Annotated in this window: 20 protein-coding genes, 1 pseudogene and 1 riboswitch; of the genes and pseudogenes, 11 read left to right on the forward strand and 10 right to left on the reverse strand. The window is 65.0% G+C overall.

Annotated elements, in window-relative coordinates:
• From GDA49_08790 to hemC, 4 genes are all read right to left on the reverse strand, one after another.
• Window positions 1–903 (reverse strand): heme biosynthesis protein HemY (locus GDA49_08790; protein ID MBC6440484.1); only part of this gene is annotated, 903 nt, incomplete at its 3' end.
• A gap of 3 nt (window positions 904–906) precedes the next feature.
• Window positions 907–2,184: a hypothetical protein gene (locus GDA49_08795; protein MBC6440485.1), complete on the reverse strand. Its 1,278-nt coding sequence runs from the start codon at window positions 2,182–2,184 to the stop codon at window positions 907–909.
• Window positions 2,181–2,900 (reverse strand): uroporphyrinogen-III synthase, encoded by a 720-nt coding sequence (locus GDA49_08800; GenBank protein ID MBC6440486.1) that lies wholly within the window; start codon window positions 2,898–2,900, stop codon window positions 2,181–2,183. Before GDA49_08800 ends, GDA49_08795 begins: the two co-directional genes overlap by 4 nt.
• Entirely contained in the window at window positions 2,897–3,820 is a 924-nt protein-coding gene (hemC, locus tag GDA49_08805; protein MBC6440487.1) for a hydroxymethylbilane synthase, read from the reverse strand. Before hemC ends, GDA49_08800 begins: the two co-directional genes overlap by 4 nt.
• A 79-nt stretch (window positions 3,821–3,899) precedes the next feature.
• On the opposite strand from hemC, the gene GDA49_08810 reads away from it, so the two are divergent.
• From GDA49_08810 to GDA49_08825, 4 genes and pseudogenes are all read left to right on the forward strand, one after another.
• The gene (locus GDA49_08810; GenBank protein MBC6440488.1) at window positions 3,900–4,898 is read left to right on the forward strand and encodes an NAD(P)-dependent glycerol-3-phosphate dehydrogenase; all 999 of its coding nucleotides are present in this window, start codon (window positions 3,900–3,902) and stop codon (window positions 4,896–4,898) included.
• 29 nt (window positions 4,899–4,927) lie between these two features.
• Complete coding sequence (locus tag GDA49_08815; GenBank protein MBC6440489.1) at window positions 4,928–5,221, forward strand: YciI family protein; 294 nt, start codon at window positions 4,928–4,930, stop codon at window positions 5,219–5,221.
• Window positions 5,222–5,425: 204 nt separating this feature from the next.
• Window positions 5,426–6,133: a hypothetical protein gene (locus GDA49_08820; protein MBC6440490.1), complete on the forward strand. Its 708-nt coding sequence runs from the start codon at window positions 5,426–5,428 to the stop codon at window positions 6,131–6,133.
• Window positions 6,134–6,231: 98 nt separating this feature from the next.
• A pseudogene (locus GDA49_08825) lies at window positions 6,232–6,647 on the forward strand (EVE domain-containing protein).
• Between the two features lie 35 nt (window positions 6,648–6,682).
• Here the strand turns inward: GDA49_08825 and GDA49_08830 are convergent.
• Window positions 6,683–8,224, reverse strand: coding sequence for an acetolactate synthase large subunit (locus tag GDA49_08830; protein ID MBC6440491.1), 1,542 nt, complete (start codon window positions 8,222–8,224; stop codon window positions 6,683–6,685).
• A 300-nt stretch (window positions 8,225–8,524) separates the two neighbouring features.
• Here GDA49_08830 and GDA49_08835 point away from each other — a divergent pair, with 300 nt between their 5' ends.
• Both GDA49_08835 and acs read left to right on the forward strand, forming a co-directional pair.
• The gene (locus GDA49_08835) at window positions 8,525–8,962 is read left to right on the forward strand and encodes a hypothetical protein (GenBank protein MBC6440492.1); all 438 of its coding nucleotides are present in this window, start codon (window positions 8,525–8,527) and stop codon (window positions 8,960–8,962) included.
• 92 nt (window positions 8,963–9,054) lie between these two features.
• Complete coding sequence (gene acs, locus GDA49_08840; protein MBC6440493.1) at window positions 9,055–10,995, forward strand: acetate--CoA ligase; 1,941 nt, start codon at window positions 9,055–9,057, stop codon at window positions 10,993–10,995.
• Between the two features lie 198 nt (window positions 10,996–11,193).
• On the opposite strand, the gene GDA49_08845 is transcribed toward acs, so the two are convergent.
• Entirely contained in the window at window positions 11,194–11,757 is a 564-nt protein-coding gene (locus tag GDA49_08845) for an HD domain-containing protein (GenBank protein MBC6440494.1), read from the reverse strand.
• Between the two features lie 29 nt (window positions 11,758–11,786).
• On the reverse strand, window positions 11,787–11,981 hold the full coding sequence (locus GDA49_08850; protein MBC6440495.1) for a hypothetical protein: 195 nt from the start codon (window positions 11,979–11,981) through the stop codon (window positions 11,787–11,789).
• 73 nt (window positions 11,982–12,054) lie between these two features.
• On the opposite strand from GDA49_08850, the gene GDA49_08855 reads away from it, so the two are divergent.
• The 4 genes from GDA49_08855 to GDA49_08870 all read left to right on the forward strand — a co-directional run bounded on the left by GDA49_08855 (window position 12,055) and on the right by GDA49_08870 (window position 15,817).
• Window positions 12,055–13,386 carry an Ldh family oxidoreductase gene (locus tag GDA49_08855; protein ID MBC6440496.1) on the forward strand — a complete coding sequence of 444 codons (1,332 nt, stop codon included), beginning with the start codon at window positions 12,055–12,057 and terminating at the stop codon, window positions 13,384–13,386.
• Between the two features lie 590 nt (window positions 13,387–13,976).
• A riboswitch (cobalamin riboswitch) is annotated at window positions 13,977–14,156 on the reverse strand.
• 130 nt (window positions 14,157–14,286) lie between these two features.
• Complete coding sequence (locus GDA49_08860; GenBank protein ID MBC6440497.1) at window positions 14,287–15,024, forward strand: class I SAM-dependent methyltransferase; 738 nt, start codon at window positions 14,287–14,289, stop codon at window positions 15,022–15,024.
• Entirely contained in the window at window positions 15,021–15,674 is a 654-nt protein-coding gene (locus tag GDA49_08865) for a pyridoxamine 5'-phosphate oxidase family protein (protein MBC6440498.1), read from the forward strand. Before GDA49_08860 ends, GDA49_08865 begins: the two co-directional genes overlap by 4 nt.
• 2 nt (window positions 15,675–15,676) lie before the next feature.
• On the forward strand, window positions 15,677–15,817 hold the full coding sequence (locus GDA49_08870; protein ID MBC6440499.1) for a hypothetical protein: 141 nt from the start codon (window positions 15,677–15,679) through the stop codon (window positions 15,815–15,817).
• A gap of 312 nt (window positions 15,818–16,129) precedes the next feature.
• On the opposite strand, the gene GDA49_08875 is transcribed toward GDA49_08870, so the two are convergent.
• Both GDA49_08875 and GDA49_08880 read right to left on the reverse strand, forming a co-directional pair.
• A complete protein-coding gene (locus tag GDA49_08875; GenBank protein MBC6440500.1) occupies window positions 16,130–16,288 on the reverse strand; it encodes a DUF1674 domain-containing protein in 159 nt (52 codons plus the stop codon).
• Window positions 16,285–16,770: a thioesterase family protein gene (locus GDA49_08880; protein MBC6440501.1), complete on the reverse strand. Its 486-nt coding sequence runs from the start codon at window positions 16,768–16,770 to the stop codon at window positions 16,285–16,287. The genes GDA49_08875 and GDA49_08880 overlap by 4 nt, the downstream gene beginning before the upstream one ends.
• A gap of 45 nt (window positions 16,771–16,815) precedes the next feature.
• Between GDA49_08880 and GDA49_08885 the strand changes: the two genes are divergently transcribed.
• Window positions 16,816–17,037, forward strand: coding sequence for an aminopeptidase P family N-terminal domain-containing protein (locus GDA49_08885; protein ID MBC6440502.1), 222 nt, complete (start codon window positions 16,816–16,818; stop codon window positions 17,035–17,037).
• 163 nt (window positions 17,038–17,200) lie between these two features.
• Here GDA49_08885 and GDA49_08890 read toward each other — a convergent pair whose 3' ends face one another.
• Window positions 17,201–19,402, reverse strand: a complete 2,202-nt coding sequence (locus GDA49_08890) for a hypothetical protein (protein ID MBC6440503.1) — start codon at window positions 19,400–19,402, stop codon at window positions 17,201–17,203.
• Window positions 19,403–19,664 lie beyond the last annotated feature (262 nt).

Here is a 19,664-nt window from a genome sequence, read left to right on the forward strand (position 1 = left end):
ATAGATGGCAGCAAGCTCGGGGTGCGGCGTGGCAGGCCAGACCTTCTCGATCACCCTGGCCGCCTGCCGCAGTTTCTGATCGTCGATCAGAAGGCGGGCCAGAAGTGCCGTGGCTGGCACAAGATCGGGCGCTTCGGCATGAGCCTCCCGCACACGCTTCAGCGCGTGACCGCGATCAAGGTTTTCAAAGGCCTGACGCCCCTCTTCGAGCAACAGGGCCGCGCGCCGTTTGCGACCCGTCCGAACGCTGACCGCCTTGCGGTCCAGCGCTGTCTCAAGCGTCCGCCGGGCACCGTTCCAGTCGCCCGCCAGGGTCTGCAGATCGAACACAGACTCGGCAGCCCAGCGGGCATCGGGCCGCAGAGCATGCGCGCGAACGGCATAGTCGCGGGCCGCAGCGCAGGCACCGCGCCGGAGAGCAGCCGCCATCAGGCCGCGCAGGCCAAGGAATTCGGTTTCCGGGCGGTCGAGCATCGCGGTGAACTGCTTCTCGGCAGTCTCGGCGTCACCGTCGAGCTGCGCCGCCTGTGCGGTCAGAAGAAGCGTCAACGGCGGATGGCCCAACAGGGCGTCGGCTTTCCTGGCATGGCGCCGCGCCTCACGTGCGTCACCTGCGGCGATCGCGACAAGCCCGGACGTCAGGGACACATAACCCCGCTCGCGTCGACGCCGCATCACCATCTGATGCAGCTTGCGCGGGCCCTTCCAGATCCAGCCGACCAGCCAGACCAGCACGACGGCGATCAGGGCAATGCCAGCCACAACAAGAACGAGGCGCGGAAACGTCGTGGTCACCTCATAACCGGCAATCTCGATCGAGACGGCACCGCCCACCATCGTGACGACGATGACGATGGCTAGGAGAACGAGGACCAAAAGTCCATAGGCGACGAGTGAGATCATGGCCTAGCTGCCAGAGCCCCCGACCAGCGCCACAGCCCGTCCCTCAAGCGCATCGAGCGCATCGTGAACCGCCACATACTGCTCGGCCCGATCCCGCCAGTCGGCGACCGCCCCGGCGGCCGGTCCCTGAAGAGCATCAAGTTCGGTCAGAGCAGCGCCAATCTCCCCCGCATCGACCTTGGCCCAGGCACGGGTCGTGACGGCGGCGGCATCGTCACCCACCACGTTACCGTCGATGCGCCTGACATCCACGAGCCCCTCGACATAGGAGACGGCACCGTCGAACCAGCCGTCGGCCTGTGCCGCACGTTCGGCATCGACCGCGGATCCGAAGGCATCGGCCACACCGGCCTGCAGCGCATCGAGCGTCGGGGCGCCGTCGTCGGCATGTTTGGCGAGAACCGGGAAGTCCTGGCCGAGATCGGCATCGGCGGGCGCCAGCGATTGTATCGTCGCAAGCGCTTCCGCATAGGGACGGCCGTCCTCGACGCGCTGGCGCAGCTGACCGGCAGCCAGGACGAAACCCGCCATCGGTTCGGTCATGCTGCCCTCAATGCCGGCAACCGAGGCCGCAAGCGCATCGAGCCGGGTCGCCTGATCGCCCAGCGACATCTGCAGCGCGGCAATCTCGGCGGCGTGGTTCGCTACAGGCGCAGAGCCGGCGGAGGGCGCCGTCGCCAGCCCGTCGATACGGAACTGAAGAGCCGCGATATCGGACTTCAGCAGCGCCAGGTCGGCGGCAGGCACCGCCGTGGAACCGTCGGCGTCACCGCCTCCTGACAACAGCGTGGCGATCTCTGTTTCGGCCTCGGTCAGCTTGTCCTGAAGCACCGCCACGGTGTCCCCGAGGCTCCTGACCTGTCCGGAGAGCACCGCGACGGCAGCCGATGCCTCGGTAGGCGCGGATTCGAAAGTGCTGACCTTGTCCTCCAACGCGGCGATCCGGTGCTCAAGGGCCGGGTCGGCCGTCGGGGCCGACGGTGCTTCGGACCCGCCCAGGCGCGTCGCGCCGTAGCCGGCCGCCCCGCCGACGATCAGCGCGATCAGCGCAGCGGTCAGCAGGGTCCCGCGCCCGCGCGGTGAGCCCCTGTTCCCGGGCCGAGCCGTCAGATCGGACGCCGGCTCATCCGGCGCGTCGGTCAGAACATTGTCATTGGTGCCGTCGGGATTGAGCGCTGCATCGGCGTCGACGCTCGGCTCAACCGCATCGGCGGCCTCGTGACCGAGGGTGTCGGCGATGTCGTCCCGGCCGCCAGGCGATGTCGTGGTGTCCGTGCTCATGGCAACTCCGCGGCCTCGCAAATCAATCGGGCGAGGGCCTCGCTCTCCGGTCTCGGCGGCACATGACCCGCCCGCCATCGTGTTCCCTGCAACGCGACTGCCACAGCATCGCTGAGGCAGAAGACGTGAAGCCGTTCGGTCGCCACGCTCAAACCGGCGGCCTCGATCTGTCTCGCAAAGGTCGCCGCGGTGCGAGGCGAGAAAAACGCAGCCCCATCGAACCGGTCCGCCCGGAGACCGTCAACCGCGTTGTCGGGCAACGTCGCGGCGGTCGTGGCCCTGTAGGCCACACATCGCTCGACCGCGAACCCCCTTGCGCCCAGACCGCCTGCAAGATCGCCCGCGACCGCGCTGCCGGCGATGTGGAGCACGGGTCCGTCGCCGGGGTTCAGACGCGCGGCAGCGATAGTGGTGAGCGACGCGACATCGCCGGAGGCCGACGCGACATCGCCGAACCCGGCCTCACGCGCAACGCGCGCCGTGGCGTCGCCGACGGCCAGCACGGCGCAGTCCCGCTCCGCCGTGGCATCCGCAAGCGCACGGGCCCCGTTCGCGCTGGTCAGCAGCACGGCCTGGACACGGCCCAGGTCGATCGGGGCATGGGCGACGGGATGGATCGTCAGGAGCGGCGCAACCTCCGTCGTCACGCCGCATGACGCGAGCCGCGCGGCAAACCGGACGGAGTCCTCATGCGGTCGCGTCAGCAGAATGTTCACGTCGGCCTGCTGCCGAAGAGGTCCCGTCCTGCGGCAGCCAGCAGCTCGGCACCGGCGGCGTCGCCGAGTGCAACGGCAGCGGCGACCGCGCCCTCGCGCCGTGCCGACGCCCAGCGTGTACCGTCGGCGCTGAGGACCAGGGCGTCGAGCGTCATACATCCGTTCGCGATCGTGGCGTGCGCCGCGACCGGCGTCTGACACGACCCGTCGAGCCGGGCCAGCACGGCCCGCTCGGCAGCAACGGCGGCATGGGTCGGGCCATGGTCGATCTCGGCCAGCAGCGCGACCAGGTCAGCATCGTCCGACCGGCAGGTCACGCCGATCGCGCCCTGTCCCGATGCGGGCCGCATCACCTCGGGATCGAGCGCTGCGGTGATCGCATCGGCACGCCCCAGACGCTTGAGGCCGGACACGGCCAGAATGGTCGCGTCGGCGTCACCGGCCTCAAGCTTCGCAAGGCGCGTGCCGACATTGCCGCGATAAAGAATGACCCGGAGATCGGGCCGCCAGCGCAGAAGCTGGGCACGGCGCCGGATCGACGAGCTGCCGACCACAGCGCCCTCGGGCAGGTCTTCGAGCGATCCGGCGACCGGCGAGAGGAAGGCATCGCGCGCGTCCTCGCGCGGCAGCATCGCAGCCAGCACAAGCGCATCGTCGATCACGGTCTCGACGTCCTTCATCGAGTGGACCGCCAGATCGGCCTCACCCGCGATCACAGGCCGGTCGATCTCCCTGCAGAAAGCACCCTTGCCGCCGAGTTCGCTGAGCGCGCGATCGCGCACCCTTTCGCCGCTCGAATGCACGGTGACGATCTCCGCAAGCGGCCAGTCCAGACGCCGGGTCGCCAGGGCATCGCGTACTGCCGCGGCCTGCCAGAGGGCGAGGGGGCTGCCCCGCGTCGTGAGTTTCAAGCGCCGCATGGCGCGCGCTTTACGGCAGAACGCTCGGCTTGCAAAGCGCAGCCTTAACAAGCACCGGGCGCTCCTGTATGCGAACGCCATGGCAACGGCATGGCATGTTGGCATCGTCGGCGCGGGCGCATGGGGCACGGCGCTCGCCTGTGCTGCGCGTCGCGCGGGCTCGGACGTCACGATCTGGGCCCATGAAACCGACACCGTCAGCGCGATCAACGACACGCACCGGAACCCGGTCTTTCTTCCCGCTGTCACCCTCGACGCCGGAATCGGTGCAACTGGCGACATGGCCGAGTTCTCGGGCTGCGATCCCGTCCTGCTTGCCGCACCATCGGCCCATCTGCGGACGGTCAGCGGAGCGCTCGCCCCTCACGTCGCGCCAGGGGCGGCCGTCTGCGTCTGCACCAAGGGCATCGAGCTCGGCAGCGGCATGCTGATGACCGATGTCGCGGCCGAAGCCCTGTCGCGCGACCATGTGGCCGGACTCTCCGGGCCCTCGTTTGCCGCCGAGGTCGCGCTCGGCCTGCCCACGGCCGTGACCGTCGCCGGGCCGGAGGCGGACATCGACACCATGGCTGCCGCGCTGGGCGGACCGATGTTCCGCGTCTATCGCAGCACCGACGTCGTCGGCATTGAGGTCGGCGGCGCAGTCAAGAACGTCATCGCCATCGCCTGCGGCATCGCCGACGGCCGGGGCATGGGCCACAACGCACGCGCTGCGGTGATCAGCCGGGGCCTGAGCGAAATCGCCAGGCTCGGCGCAGCACTCGGCGCCGAGCGCGAGACCCTGATGGGACTCGCCGGGCTGGGCGATCTCGTCTTGACCTGCACCGGCACGCTCTCGCGCAACCAGACCTTCGGCCGCGGTCTGGGCGAAGGACGCACCGTGGCCGAACTGATGGAAGGCCGCAACAGCGTGGTCGAAGGTGCGGCGACAGCGCCCGCGGTGGTGGCGCTGGCCGCCCGTCTGGGGGTCGACATGCCGATCTGCGCTGCCGTCGACGACATTCTCGCAGAGCGCTGCGATGTTGCAGCCGCCATCGAACGCCTGCTGGCCCGCCCGAGCGACACCGAGTTCACCTGATCCCAACCCGTTCCGACGGAGGTTCTGCCATGCTGTTTGTCATTCATGCCATCGACCGGGAGAGTGACGGCTCACCCCGGGCGAACAACCGCGAAGCCCATCTCGGCTTTCTCGCCAAAGCAGGCAACGCCGTGAAGCTGGCCGGCCCGCTGCTCAGCGACGATGGCAGCCGCATGGTGGGGTCGCTCCTGGTGATCGAGGCCGGGAGCCTTTCCGAAGCCCGCGCCTGGGCCGAAAACGACCCCTATCGCAAGGCCAACGTGTTTCAGTCCGTCGACATTCGCCCCTGGAAAGCGGCGGTCGGCACAACCACTATAGTGTGACATTTATGCAATACCTTGCTATCAAACGTCCCTGGTTTCCGGGGTTTTCGCGCAACGCCAATTTCGGCTTTCTCATTTCGGCACATCGTTGCTACAGTAGAAGGCAGTTGATTCGCACTCGAACAATCTGTCACATGTCGAAGGACAGTCAATTGTGCTGGTGCGCGCAACAAATACGGGTCGATCGAACAAGGAGATGAACCCATGAATGAACTCATGAAACGGATGATCACGTGCGTCGCCACGGCGATGTTCCTGATGTCGGCGCCGGCTCTGGCACAGCAAGCGATGCTGGACGATCAGGTTGCAGCCGAACTCCAGGCTCAGGGCATCGACCCTGCAACGGCCACCCAGGCGCAGCGTGATGCAGCGCTCAATGCCGTTCTGACCGCGGTCATCGCGGCCCAGGTTGGCGGCGATATCGCGTCGGCCTCCGATGCGGAGGTAGCCGCCGCGGTCGGTGCGCTGATCACCAGCAATCCGACGCTGTCGACCGCCACGGTTGCGGCGCTGTCCCGTGCCGCGGCAACCGTCAAGCCGACGGCTGCTGCCCAGGTGGCCGGCGCGGCGACCGCCGCGCGTCCCGCTGCCGCGGTCCAGATCACCCGTGCGGTCGTTCAGGCCCAGCCGGCCCAGGCAGCCTCCATAGCCGCTACAGCCTCGGAGGCTGCTGTTGCAGCCGGCGCGAACACGGACGAGGTCGGCGCGATCGTCGCCAACGCCGCAGACGCCTCCGGTGGTCTGGCGACCCTCCAGAGCGTGATATCAGAGGTCGCGACCGAAACCGGTATCGACCCGGCCGAGGTTGCCGTCGAAGCTGCCGTTGCGGTGATTGAGGTCGCCGAGGAGGTCGCCGAGGAGGTCGCCGAGGAAGCCATCGAGAACCCCGCCCAGCTGGGCTCGCCATCCTGAACCATCCCGGCTTTTCCCACAGAGTTTCAGAAGCCCCCGGCGGGAGACCGCCGGGGTTTTTTCTTGCAAGGTCGGCGTGAAGCAACCGGGAGCGGACCATGCCCACACGGCTGATGAAGCAGGAACCCGGCGAATGGGGCTGGAACGATCTCGTCGCCGAGGGCGAGAGCACGTGGGACGGTGTGCGCAACCACCAGGCTGCCGCCAACATCCGCCGGATGAAGAAGGGCGACAAGGCGTTCTTCTACCATTCGGTCGATGAGAAGCAGATCGTCGGCATCATGAAGGTGACGCGCGAGGCCTATCCCGATCCCACCGCCGAGCCCGACAGCACGTGGGTCGTCGTCGATGTCAAACCGGTCAGCCCGTCCAACGCCCGGTCGCGCTCAAGGAGATCAGGCAGGACGGCCGCTTCGACGATCTTGCCCTCGTGCGCCAGTCCCGCCTCTCGGTCGTGCCCGTGAGCGACGAGCACTGGGCCATGCTCTGCGAGATGGCCGGCGTGAAACCGTAAGCCAGAGGCTTGCGGTTTCTTTCGTTCCACTAACCTCAGACAACGGCGTCGATGAGGAACGGTCCGGAACTGGCAAACGCGGCCTGGAGCGCACGGTTGAACGCCTCGGCGGTGGTCGCGCGCACGGCTTCGACCCCCATGCCGTTGGCCATCTGGACCCAGTCGAGCTCCGGCCGGTCAAGGTCGAACATGTCGTGCGCCCTGGGCCCCGGATTGGCGCCGACGTTCCGCAGTTCACCGTGCAGGATGGCGTAGGTCCGGTTGTTGTAGATCACCGTGACGACATCGAGATTCTCCCGGGCCTGGGTCCACAGGGCCTGGATCGTGTACATCGCACTGCCGTCGCCCGAGAGGCAGAGAACCTTGCGGTCCGGGCAGGCGATGGCCGCGCCGGTCGCGTCCGGCAGGGCCCGGCCGATCGAGCCGCCGGTGCCGAACAGCCAGTCGTGTGGCGGGCAGCCCCTGGTGCAGGGGTGCAACATGCGGCCCGAGGTGATCGCCTCGTCGTCGACAATGCAGCCTTCGGGCAGAAGGTGGCCGATGGCGCTCGCGATCTTGTCGATGGTGAGTTCGCCCGATTCCAGCGCCGGCCGCTGGAGCGATTCGGTAACCGCTTTGGCCTCGCCCGCATCGAGTTCGTCAGCGAGCCATTCGAGCGCACCCATGACATCGTCGCCCGCCGAGGCCAGGAGATAAGTCTGGCAGGTCTCGGGGATCAGCACGCTCGGCTTGCCGGGATAGGCGAAGAACGCCACCGGGGTCTTCGAGCCGATCAGGATCATGTGGCGAAACTCGCCAGTCACCGCGAGCGCCTGGTCGACGACATAGGGGATGCGCTCGGGCGTGACCCGGCCCGCGCCGCGTTCGCAGCGCGCCGCGCCGAACTCGGTCATCAACTGTGCCCCGGTCTGGGCGGCGATACGACCCGCGATCTCTGTGGCATCGGCCCGCAGGGCGCGGTGGCCGAGCAGAATGACGCAGGGTTCGCCCGAGCGCAGGGCATCGACGCAATCGCGCACCGCACCTTCGGTGGCGGGATCGGGCGGCGGAATGTCGGGCACCTGGGCCACGCCGTCGGCTTCGTTCCAGGCCGTGTCGGCAGGCAGAATGAGCGTGGCGATGCGTCCCGGTGCCGTCTTCGCCTCGGCGATCGCCTGGGCACCGTCGGTCGCGACCGAGGTGGCGTCGGCGCTGGTCTTCACCCAGTCCGAGACGGGCCAGGCCAGACCCTCGATGTCAGCCGTCAGCGGCGCGTCGTGCCGGATGTGATAGGTCGCGTGCTCGCCGACGATGTTGACAATCGGCGTCAGGGCCTTCCTGGCGTTGTGCAGGTTGGCAATGCCGTTGCCGAGGCCCGGCCCGGTATGCAGCAGCGTGGCGGCGGGACTGTCCTTCATGCGGCCGTAGCCGTCGGCCGCGCCGGTCACCACACCCTCGAACAGGCCCAGGATGCAGCGCATGCCGTCAACCCGGTCGAGTGCCGCACAGAAGTGCATCTCCGACGTACCGGGGTTGGTGAAGCAGACGTCAACACCGCCCTCGACGAGGGTGCGGACAAGGCTCTCGGCTCCGTTCATGTAACCTCCCGAACAAACGGCGCCCACCATAACGTTCGCGCTCCGCTCGTACAGCCGTGCCCGACAGGAAGGCAGCGGTCACAAAGCGTTGTCCCGTCTGAATGGTTTCCGGAACACAACCATCGCAACCGTTCACAGTTTGGAGTGCGCAGCACTAGAGCAGATTCAATTTTCTCGTGATCATATCCTGCGGCGGCGAAGACGTTCGTGCCATGCTGTGGCGTGAAGGTATCGATGATCGTTGCGATGGCCTCCCGGAGGTCATCGACGGTTCTGGCAACGGCCTTTCGGAGCAGGGCCTTGAGCCCAGAGAACGCCATCCCGATGGGGTTCAAGTTCGGGCGGCAGGTCAAGAAGCTCGACGCCGACGACAACCTGGGCGAACTCCGGGGCGGCACCGTCACATCAGAGCGCGACCTCGATGTCTTCGGCACCGCCAACTTCTTCAATGCCAAGGCGCTGATCGCCGTGCTGGACCATATGCTCGCGGTCGGCATCTGTCACATCGCCGCACATGACCAGACGATTGTCGGGTGCCTGGTGGAGGGGCTCACGGGCATCAGGTTCGGGATCGTCAGTGTCAGCGAAGCTGGGCCGCTTCGTTCAACGCTTGGCTTGTCGATGCCACCCGCAGGGATCGATGTCGTACTGCGTGCTGGCGCGCTGCGATTCGCGCCCCATCTCTACAATACGGAAGTCGACATCAATGCGGCGTTGGACGCGCTCAGGACTGTCTGATCCGGTCGCGCTTGCGTGTCCGGATGGATGCGGCAAAACGTGACATAATGGCCGCGCGATACGGCACGCACGACCAGAGGGGAGTCAGCAGCATGAGCAGCGAGCACATTCACGAGGTTACGAACGAGTGGGCCGAGCGCGCCCACGTCGATAACGATGCGTATCTTGCGATGTACCAGGCGTCGGTCGACAATCCGGAGTCGTTCTGGGCCGAACACGGCAAGCGTGTCGACTGGATCACGCCCTTCACCAAGGTGAAGAACACCGACTACAACGATGGCGTCTCGATCAAGTGGTTCGAGGACGGAGAGCTCAACGTCAGCGCCAACTGCCTCGACCGCCATCTTGCAAGCCGCGGCGATCAGGTGGCGATCATCTGGGAAGCCGACGATCCCGCCCAAGCCTCGAAGTCGATCACCTACAGGCAAGTCCACGAAGAGGTATGCCGCATGGCCAATGCGCTCAGGGAGATGGGCGCGAAACGGGGCGACCGGATCACGATCTACATGCCGATGGTCCCCGAGGCCGCCTACGCCATGCTGGCCTGCACGCGTATCGGCGCAATCCACTCGGTTGTCTTCGGCGGCTTCTCGCCCGATTCGCTCGCCAACCGCATTGTCGACTGCGACTCCAACATCATCATCACCGCCGATGAGGGTCTGCGCGGCGGCCGCAAGGTGCCGCTCAAGGCCAATGTCGACGCCGCGCTCGAAAGCACGTCGAGCGTCACCGGCTGTCTCGTGGTCAAGCGCACCGGCGCCGATGTCACCATGACCGAAGGTCGCGACCGCTGGTGGCACGACATGCGCGACAAGGTCTCGGCCAACTGCGCGCCCGAGACCATGGGTGCCGAGGACCCGCTCTTCATTCTCTACACATCGGGATCGACGGGTAAGCCAAAGGGCGTGATGCACACCACGGGCGGCTATATCATCTACGCCTCGATGACCCATCAGTACGTCTTCGACTACCACGACGGCGACATCTACTGGTGCACGGCCGATGTCGGCTGGGTCACCGGCCACAGCTACATCGTCTACGGCCCGCTCGCCAATGGTGCCACCACCCTGATGTTCGAGGGCGTGCCGAACTATCCCGATGCCAGCCGGCATTGGGAGGTGATCGACAAGCATGGGGTCAACATCTACTACACCGCGCCCACGGCGATCCGCGCCCTGATGCGCGAGGGCGACGAGCCCGTCACCAGGACCAGCCGTGCGACTCTGCGCCTGCTGGGCAGTGTGGGCGAGCCGATCAATCCCGAAGCCTGGGAATGGTACTACCGGGTGGTCGGCGACAGCCGCTGCCCGATCGTCGACACCTGGTGGCAGACCGAGACCGGTGGCATCCTGATCACGCCGCTGCCCGGTGCGACGCGCCTGAAGGCCGGCTCGGCCACCCGACCGTTCTTCGGCGTGCAGCCCGCGCTGGTTGACAACGACGGCAAGCTCCTTGAGGGCGCGACCGAGGGCAACCTCTGCCTGCTCGATAGCTGGCCCGGCCAGATGCGCACGGTCTACGGCGACCACGAACGGTTCGTGCAGACCTACTTCGCGACCTATCCCGGCAAGTACTTCACCGGCGACGGCGCACGACGCGACGAGGACGGCTACTACTGGATCACCGGCCGCGTCGACGACGTGCTCAACGTCTCGGGCCACCGCATGGGCACGGCCGAGGTCGAGAGTGCGCTGGTCGCGCACGGCAAGGTGGCCGAGGCCGCCGTGGTCGGTGCCCCCCACGATATCAAGGGCCAGGGCATCTACGCCTATGTCACCCTGAACGTCGGCGAGGAACCTTCGGACGAGCTCAAGAAGGAGCTGGTCCAGTGGGTCAGGAAAGAGATTGGCCCCATCGCCAGCCCCGACTGGCTGCAGTGGGCACCGGGTCTGCCCAAGACCCGCTCGGGCAAGATCATGCGCCGCATCCTGCGCAAGATCGCCGAGGACGACTTCGGCAACCTGGGCGATACGTCGACCCTGGCCGACCCGGGCGTCGTCGAGGACCTGGTGGACAACAGGCAGAACCGCTGATCCGCCCGAAACGCATCACGGTCGCGGACGGGCAACGCCCGATCCGTGGCCTCAGGAAACAGGCGCTGCCCTAACTGTCAGTCACGGTCGGGCCTGACCAGACCATCCATGCTCGAACCGGGAGGCAAGCCCCTGTCGCGCCCTCTTGAGCCTGGGTCCCCGGATCAAGTCCGTAGACGACCCATCGTTGAGTCGGGCTTACGCCGCTTCGGCCACGTCACGCGTTGACATGTCGAAGTTGGGCGCACGGGCGAAGATGCGGCGAACCATCGGCTCGAAGGCTTCGAGCGGCATGGTCTCGGTGTAGTTCGGATCGAACGCCATCTGGTCATACTTGTGACAGAAGTCGACGCAGGCCTGATAGTGCGGGTGGCCTTTGTAGGCGTCGCGCGCGTTGCGGTCGCGGCCCTGGAAGTGTGCGTAATAGTAGGTCTGGAAGAGGCCGTGGTGCTTCACGATCCAGGTGACCTCATCGCGGACATAGGGCCTGAGGATTCCGGCGGCGACCTCGGCGTGATTGTAGGGCGAGATGTTGTCGGCGATGTCGTGCATGAGTGCACCGACCACCATCTCCTCGTCCTGACCGTCCTTGAAGGCATAGGTTGCCGTCTGCAGGGCGTGATCGAGGCGCGTGACCTGGATGCCTTGCTCGGCCGTTTCGGTAGCGCGCAGCAGCGTCAGCAGCTCGTCGGCAAGCAGATGATGCGCGTTCCTGATGGCCTCACCGATAATCCGGTAGTCGTCGGCCGTGCCGTCTTCCATATGGCTGAAGCTGACTTTTTCCACGATGCTCACTCCGGTGCAGGTGGGCAGGCATATTCGTGTTTTGTCAGGTCTCCCGCAAGGGGTTTGGACTGTGACCTGTGGTGGAGAGACAGGGCACGCAGGGCACGGTACACGACCGTGCAGCCGGAATAGGACTGGTCGCCGGCGGTGCCGTAAAGCGAGTCGGACGTGAAGGCGAAATCGCTGGACGGTTCAGACACTGGTCTCTCCCTCGATACTTGCTGCTACGATAGCGACCGCGCCGTTTGCAACAACCACGATACGGCCCGATCCATGCCCACCCTGAGCCCCGTAGCCCTTGAAGACTTCTGCGCCGATATCCTGTCGGGTGCCGGCATGCGCGCCGACGATGCAAGCGAGGTCGCCCGGCATCTCGTCGCTGCCGAGATGAAGAACATCGTCTCCCACGGCGTGAACCGCGTCGCCTACTATCTGGAACTCTTCGCCGACGATGGGCTTCAGCCCGTGGGTGAGGTCACGCTGGAGCGAACAGGGCCGACCGTGGTTCAGGCCGACGGCGGCAAGGGTCTCGGTATTGTGGCGATGGAACGGGTGGTCGACGAACTGATCGCCATGGCCTCGGGCCAGCCGATCGTCTGCGCGGCGATCCGCAATGTTGGTCACACGGGCCGCATGGGTGCCTATGCCGAACGACTCGCCGAGAACGGTCTCTTCGCCATGAGCTTCGGCGGCGGCAATGCCGAAAAGTGGCCGCAGGTTGCCGCCCATGGCGGCCGGGGCGGGGCGCTTTCGACCAACCCCTGGGCGATAGCTCTGCCGGGCGGCGATGCCGGCGACATCTCGGCGGACTTCGCGACCTGTGTCGTCGCCAACGGCAAGATCCGGATCCGCCGCCGCACCGGCGAACCCGTGCCCGAAGGCTGGATCGCCGATGCCCGTGGCCGGACCACCACCAGCATCGACGACTACGACAACGGCGGCGCGCTTCTACCCGCGGGCGGTCACAAGGGTTACGGGTTCGCACTGATCGCCGAGATGGTTGGACGTGCCATGATGGGTGAACCCTTCGAGTTCAACTGGATCGTCATCGCGCTCCGGACCGACGGCGACCGAAGCGCCGGCATGATGAGCGACCTCACGATCGCGCCCCAAAATCGCTCGATCGTGATCGGCCATATCTGGTTCGCGCCGTTCCTGCAGAAGACACGGGCGGCGACCTCCTGCGTCGCCTTCCCGACGAGCCATGACGCCCCGTCCGACCGGCCGCTCGGGACCGACAACTACGAGCTCTTTCCCCAGCCCTTCAACGCGACGGGTCAGCCGGCCGTTTCGGTGCCCTGCGGCTTTACCAAGGCCGGGCTGCCCTTCGGCCTGGAGATTGTCGGACGCGCCGCCGCGAGGACGCGCTGGTCCTGCGCGCAGGCCGCCCTTTCGAGGCCGCCAATCCGCTCCACGACCTGCGCCCGCCTCTCGGCTGACGGCCTCAGCCGAGCGCGCGTTCAAGTTCGTCGCCGAGGTCGCGGCGCAGCCAGCCATCCATGTGGACAACCTCCTTCAGCGGCATGCAGTCGAGCCAGCCGTGTCGTTCGAGATCGGGACGCAGCGGAAAGCCGCGCACGTAGCCGGCACAGAGATAGGCGATGATCTCGATGTCGTCGGGGATGCCGAGCGCAGCCCTGAGATCGTCCTTGGCGACGATCGAGACCCAGCCCATGCCGATGCCTTCGGCACGCGCGGCAAGCCACATGGTCTGCACGGCGCAGACGGCGCTGTACAGATCCATCTCCGGCTGATGGGTCCGGCCCAGCACGAGGGGGCCGTTGCGGCTGCGGTCGCACGTCACGCAGATACCGAGCGGCGCGTCGAGAATGCCTTCGAGCTTCAGGCTTCGGTATGTGGCCTGCCGGTCGCCCTCGAACATCGCCGCGGCCTCCGCGTTGGCGCACTGAAACGCGTCATGGATGACCTCCCGGACGGCGCGGTCGCGGATCACGATAAAGTCCCACGGCTGCATGAAGCCGACCGACGGCGCGTGATGCCCGGCTCGCAGAATCCGGCCGAGCACCGCGTCGGGGATCGGATCGGGCAGAAATTCGGCGCGAACATCGCGCCGCTCGACAATGCAGCGGTAGACGGCTTCGCACTCTTCGGCGGTGAACGGATCGGCATAGGCAACAGCGTCCATGATGGTCCCCCTCATGGCAGGCAGGCGAGCTTTCCACCCGTCCACGGCGGCGCTCCGTCACAATCCAGGCCGGTCTTCCGACTGCGGATCATCCCGGCGGCACGCCTTCCCGGCCAAGGCCAGTGGCATCGGTGCCGACGGTCCCCTTCACGGCGTTGGGCACGTGGCGGAGTTCAACCGCCTTCCCGATTCTCCCGGTCACCCGGGCACCCGGACCACGATCCGATTAACACGGTGGCGGTCGCCGCTCCAGCCCGCCGCCCCCAGGAGCCATTGGTCCGTCATGCATGAGAGCATTGGACCTTCCCAGGGAGCCAATCTTGCGTAGTCTTTGCCCAAGCTGAACAAGGATCATCTGCATGACCGACGTCAACGATTCCGAAGTCTGGACCGAGGGAACCTCCCGGCACTTCATTGACTACGGCGCCTATTTCGTACCGGAACGCGAAACCCAGATGGACACGATCTGCAGCGTCATCCCGCCCGCAACCGACGGTGCTGCGATCGTCGAGATCTGCAGCGGCGAGGGTCTGCTGTGCGAGGCGATGGCCAAGCGCTTCCCAAACGCCACCTTCCACGCGCTCGACGGCTCGCAGACCATGCTCGACTCGACCGCAGGCAAGCTCGCCGCGGCGGGTGTGGCGCATCAGATCCGGATGATGGACATCGCCGACACCGACTGGCGCACGTTCGCGAGCCCGGTCCATGCCTTCGTCTCGTCGCTCGCCGTCCATCACCTCGACGGGCCCGGCAAGGCGCAACTTTTCAAGGACCTCGCGGACCAGCTTGCGCCGGGCGGTGTGCTCGTGATCTGCGACCTCGTTGAGGCCCAGCGCATGGCCGGCCAGAAACTCTGGGAGCGCCACTGGGACGACGGCGTCGGCGAGCGTGCCCACAAGCTCGACGGCGACGGCAAGATGCTCCACTTCTTCCGCGACGATGGCTGGAACTACTACACCGACCCCGAGGCCGATCCCGTCGACATGCCCTCGAGCCTTTTCGACCAGCTGTGCTGGATGGCCGACGCCGGCCTTGAGCACATCGACGTTCACTGGCTCCGCGCCGGCCACGCGATTTTCTCAGGAGTCAAGCCGTGAGCGCCTTCACGCCGACCGACCGTAGCCGTGCCAAGCGGCTTTACCAGCGTGCCCACTACGATCGCGAGACCGTGTACCGGCTGATCGACGAGATCGGCACCGGGACGGTGGCATACGTCATCGAAGGACAACCCTATGTCACGCCGACGCTGGTCTGGCTGGAAGGCGACCGGCTCTACTGGCACGGCTCGTCGGCCAGCCGGATGCTGCGGCAAGTGCGCAACGGCATTCCGGTGTGCGTCAACGTCTTCCACCTCGACGGTTTCGTGCTGGCGCGCTCGGGTCTCCATTCCAGCGTCAACTATCGCTCCGCCACACTCTTCGGCACCGCCCGGATGGTCGAGGGCGACGATGAGAAAGAAGCCTCGCTCAAGGCCTTTCTGGAACACTTCGTACCCGGACGCTGGGACACCCTGCGGCCGATCCAGAGACAGGAGATAAAGGCCACGATGGTGGTCGGCATGGAGATCGAGGAGGCCAGCGCCAAGATCCGCACCGGCCACTGCGAGGATGACGAGGAGGACTACGCACTCGACATCTGGGCCGGTGTGGTGCCGATCCGCTCCGTGATCGGCGAACCCGAGGACGATCCCAAACTGAAGGCTGGCGTGCCCCGGCCCGACCACCTGAAGAATATTCGCATCGGCTGACCATGCCGTCCCTGGAAACACTGTTGGTGGTCGCCGTGGCGGCGATCGTTCTGAACGCGTTACCCGGCCCCTCGCAGCTCTACGTCGTCACGCGAACGGCAGCACTGGGACGGGGCGCGGGCTTCGCCAACCTGCGCCGCTGACTCACCGGTTGCGTGTTGGTCGGCCGCGGCCTCTACGTCCTGGTCGAGGAGCGCTGACGCCCCTCTTCATTCCATCCCCGTCCTGCCCCCACTGATGGGGGCATCGATCGACCAATCAAGTCAGGCGCGCGGGCAGACGGTGGATCGCCCCAGCAAGTGGGGCGATGACGTGGTTGGTTGGGTGCGGAATCACGCCTGCGGCGGGATAGGGTTGCAGTATTGGCCTTGGGGCTGGAGCCGGGCGCAAAGGATGTTGGCTTCGGACTCATCGGCGAGCGGACCGGCCAGAAGCTGGTAATGGGTCGAGCCTGCTCAAAAGTCCACCACGCGGCCGTGGACCTCCCACTCACCGTGACGGGTCGGCTCGGGCCCCCCGGGGCCGCCGATCTCCTCAGCCATGGGGTTGCCGTCGGGCCCCGTCTTCGGTGCCTCGTCGGTGTTTGTGTCCTCGGCCTTCTTATTGTCGCTCATCGTCTCCTCGGCTGGCCAATGGCACGGCCGATGTTGTTGTGGCGCTCCATATCGGCATGCAGCGCCACGGTCTCCTGAAGCTTCGCCTGGGCCTCGGGCGTGAACTCCATCATGCCGCGGGTGTTGAGATTGAAGCCAAGCGACATGACCTCATTGGTCGCCGCCAGGTAGCCCTTCTCGGCGTGGTACATGCTGTGGAAGATACGGTAGCGCTTGGTGTCGGCGCTGATCAGCTGGGTCGTCACCAGCACGGGATCCCCCTCGCGCACCTCATCGAGATAGTTCACGTGGGTCTCGACCACGGCGTACTCCGCGCCGTCGCGGTCGTCCTGCAGCTTCGGTGCGTTCATGGCGTCCCAGAAGGCGGCCGTGGCGTGGTCGCATATGAGCACATAGAAGGCCATGTTGAGATGGCCGTACTCGTCGATCCACTCGGGCTTCACAACCGATTCCAGCGTGAACAGGCGTGAGTCGATGTCCATGACGGGTTCCTCACATTTGGCTCGCCACCGCGCGTTTGTGCCGCGATGGCGGACCAGGGTCTCAACGCCCTGTTGCTCTTCAAGCAGGAGAGCATGTTCTACCTGACCGGCTACGACAACCGGCGGCTACTCGCTCTTCCAGTGCCTCATCCTGCGCGCCGACAGCGACATTGTGCTGGTGACCCGTTCAGCCAACCGCCAGCAGGCGGCCTGCACGTCGGTCATCCCCGATGTCCGCATCCGGGTCGACGTCGTCGAGGCGGGTGACCCCGTGGCCCAGATCGTTGTGGGTTCGATGTACGAGCAGGCCAGAACGGATCGCACCCGGCTGGAACGGTTTGCGATTCCAACCGGGTGCGTCAATCCGCTCTGCATCGGGAGACACGGAGGATTTCAGGCGGCCATGCCGCCTGAAATCCCGATGCTGTACTCAGTTCTCGATAGCGTAGAACGCTCCGCCTTCGATATCGGCGGCCGATCCGTCTGTCGTAAAGGAGCCCGTAAGGTCTCCGTGTACCAGCAACTTGTTGTCATTGTGGGCATTGTCGGCAGGGATGTGCCTGTACACGCTACCGTCCATCATCCCGTCAACAGTTGTGACGCTGGTCGCATCCCCTTCCGTGAGGGTAATCGTACCATCCAGGGTGCTTTTGATCCCGGACCGATTGATCTTTCCGCTACCCTTGAGCGTCCCCGACAAGGCACCGTCGCCAAACTGGCTGAAATCGCCTGCGGTTATCTTGACCGCACGGTTACCACCGAATCTGGCATCGATTGTGAGATTGCCGATGACACGACGATCCGAGAAGAGATTGTCAGCCTTGACATATCCCGTCAAGGTGCCTCTCGCATTCCGAAACAAGAAACTACCATCACTAACTTCAAGATGGCCGGCGTCGACAGCTGCATCGATGAAATCGAAATTGTCGATTTGCTGGAGATGCTGAAACGGTTTGATTGTCGCATCTCGTAGACCAGGCGGGGTTTCAAGGCGGCCCAGCAACCCCGTTCTGCGGACGACGATCCGCCGCCCCGTTCTTGGGTGGCGGTCGTAAAGAGTGTGACCAGACCTCTGGAAACTATCCTTCTGGATGGCGAAAAACTCACCGTTACCTTCGTCATCACCGTCGCCGAGAGTGAGAGGGCCTGGCGATTTTTTACCAGCATCGACGATCCTGACGACTTGTCTGCCTGAAGCTCTTTTTTTGCCTCTAAGGCTGTTCTCGGTCGCAGGCGTGTAGGTTCCAGTAACATCTCCGTGCACCAACGTTTTCCCGCCGTTCCTGTAAACCTGGCCTGCCAAGTTGGCATCGACGGTTATGTCACCAATTCTGCCGTCACTGAGTTTGCCATCCAGGGTGCTGGCAATCTCGGTTGCAGTGATGGTTCCAGTACCGGAAAGGGTCCCGTAAATCCTGCCACGACCGTTCCAGCCATTCTTCACCTCACCTCTGCCCGACCAAACGGATTGATTCCAGTGGTCGGCATCCGTCTCAAGACCGCTTTGGAAAACGTACTGGCTGGTCAGTTGATCCCTGGGGTTTCCGGCGACAAACTCGCGAAAATTGCTCGCAAATGTCGTGACCGTACCGTCATCGAAATCGGCATTCACTGCGAGACGGCCAGTAATGTAGTTTCTGGTGGCAGGTGCGATGTCATCTTCCGACGATGCAAAGTAGTCCGTCTTCACATAACCCATCAAGGTGCCCGTCCCGGCCGGGAGAGATCTCGGGGCTTCAAGATGGCCAGCTTCGACGGATGCACCGATCAGAGCGAAATGATCGACTCGACTGAGATACTCGCGACGGCTGATGGTTTCCTTTACCCCAGGTCTCTTGCTAGTATGGGTGACCAGAGAGCCCAAAGAGAGGTCGCCGGGGCGACGACGGTTCCCCGTTGTGGCGAAAAAATCACCGCTGCTGATGTCTATGAACGGTACAGGGCCACTGCGATCCGTTGTGCGGCGGTTACGTTTGGTTACGACATAGCTTCCCGTAACGTCCCCGTGCACCAACGTTTTCCCGCCGTTCCTGTAAACCTGGCCTGCCAGGTTGGCATTGACGACGACGTTCCTGTCTCCACCGTCATCGAGAACGCCTTGCAGCTTGCTTGCAATTGCCGTTCGGTCGATGGTTCCGCGACCCGAAAGGGTGCCGTAAACCCTGCCACGACCATCCCAGCCACCGTTCCACTTACAGTTACAGGGACTTTTGAACCGATGAAAATCGCTTGCAATTGTCGTGACCGTACCCGCATCGAAATCGGCACTGACTTCGAGACGGCCAACGAGATTGTCGGCGGGGGTGTCCCTGCCCGTGAAATAGTTCGTCCTCATGTATCCCGCCAAGGTGCCTCTCCCGGCCGGGAGATTCTGCGGGGCTTCGAGACGGCTACGTCGGATAGCTCCATCAATCCTGGAGAGATTCTTGTTGACCTCTGCACGGTATTGGTCGGGTGTGATCTTTACTCCCCAAACTGCTGTAACACTTTCGATTGTAACGCGAGGCACCGCACCGCCCGCACCCGTCGCACCCGGTACGGGGGCGGTGGGCGTCGTACTCTTCTCCTGAGCCCAGGCGGAAACACCTGCAACCAGGAGCACACTTGCAACAACGTTTGACAGTTTGTTCATTGTCGGGGTCCCCTTGTCATTGTCGGGGTCCCCTTGTCATTGTCGGGGTCCCCTTGTCATTGTCGGGGTCCCCTTGTCATTGTCGGGGTCCCCTTGTCATTGTCGGGGTCCCCTTGGACATCGTGCATCCAAGCCGATCAGGGCGATGGATGTCAAGCTGTTTTTTGCAGCTCTCGGAATTTTTTTGCGGCGCTCATCCGGAGCAGGGCCTTGAGACTGCAGAACGCCATCCCGGCCCTGCCGTTCAGGCACCGGCGAGCCC

Source organism: Rhodospirillales bacterium, assembly GCA_014323865.1.
Lineage (GTDB): Bacteria > Pseudomonadota > Alphaproteobacteria > SP197 > SP197 > SP197.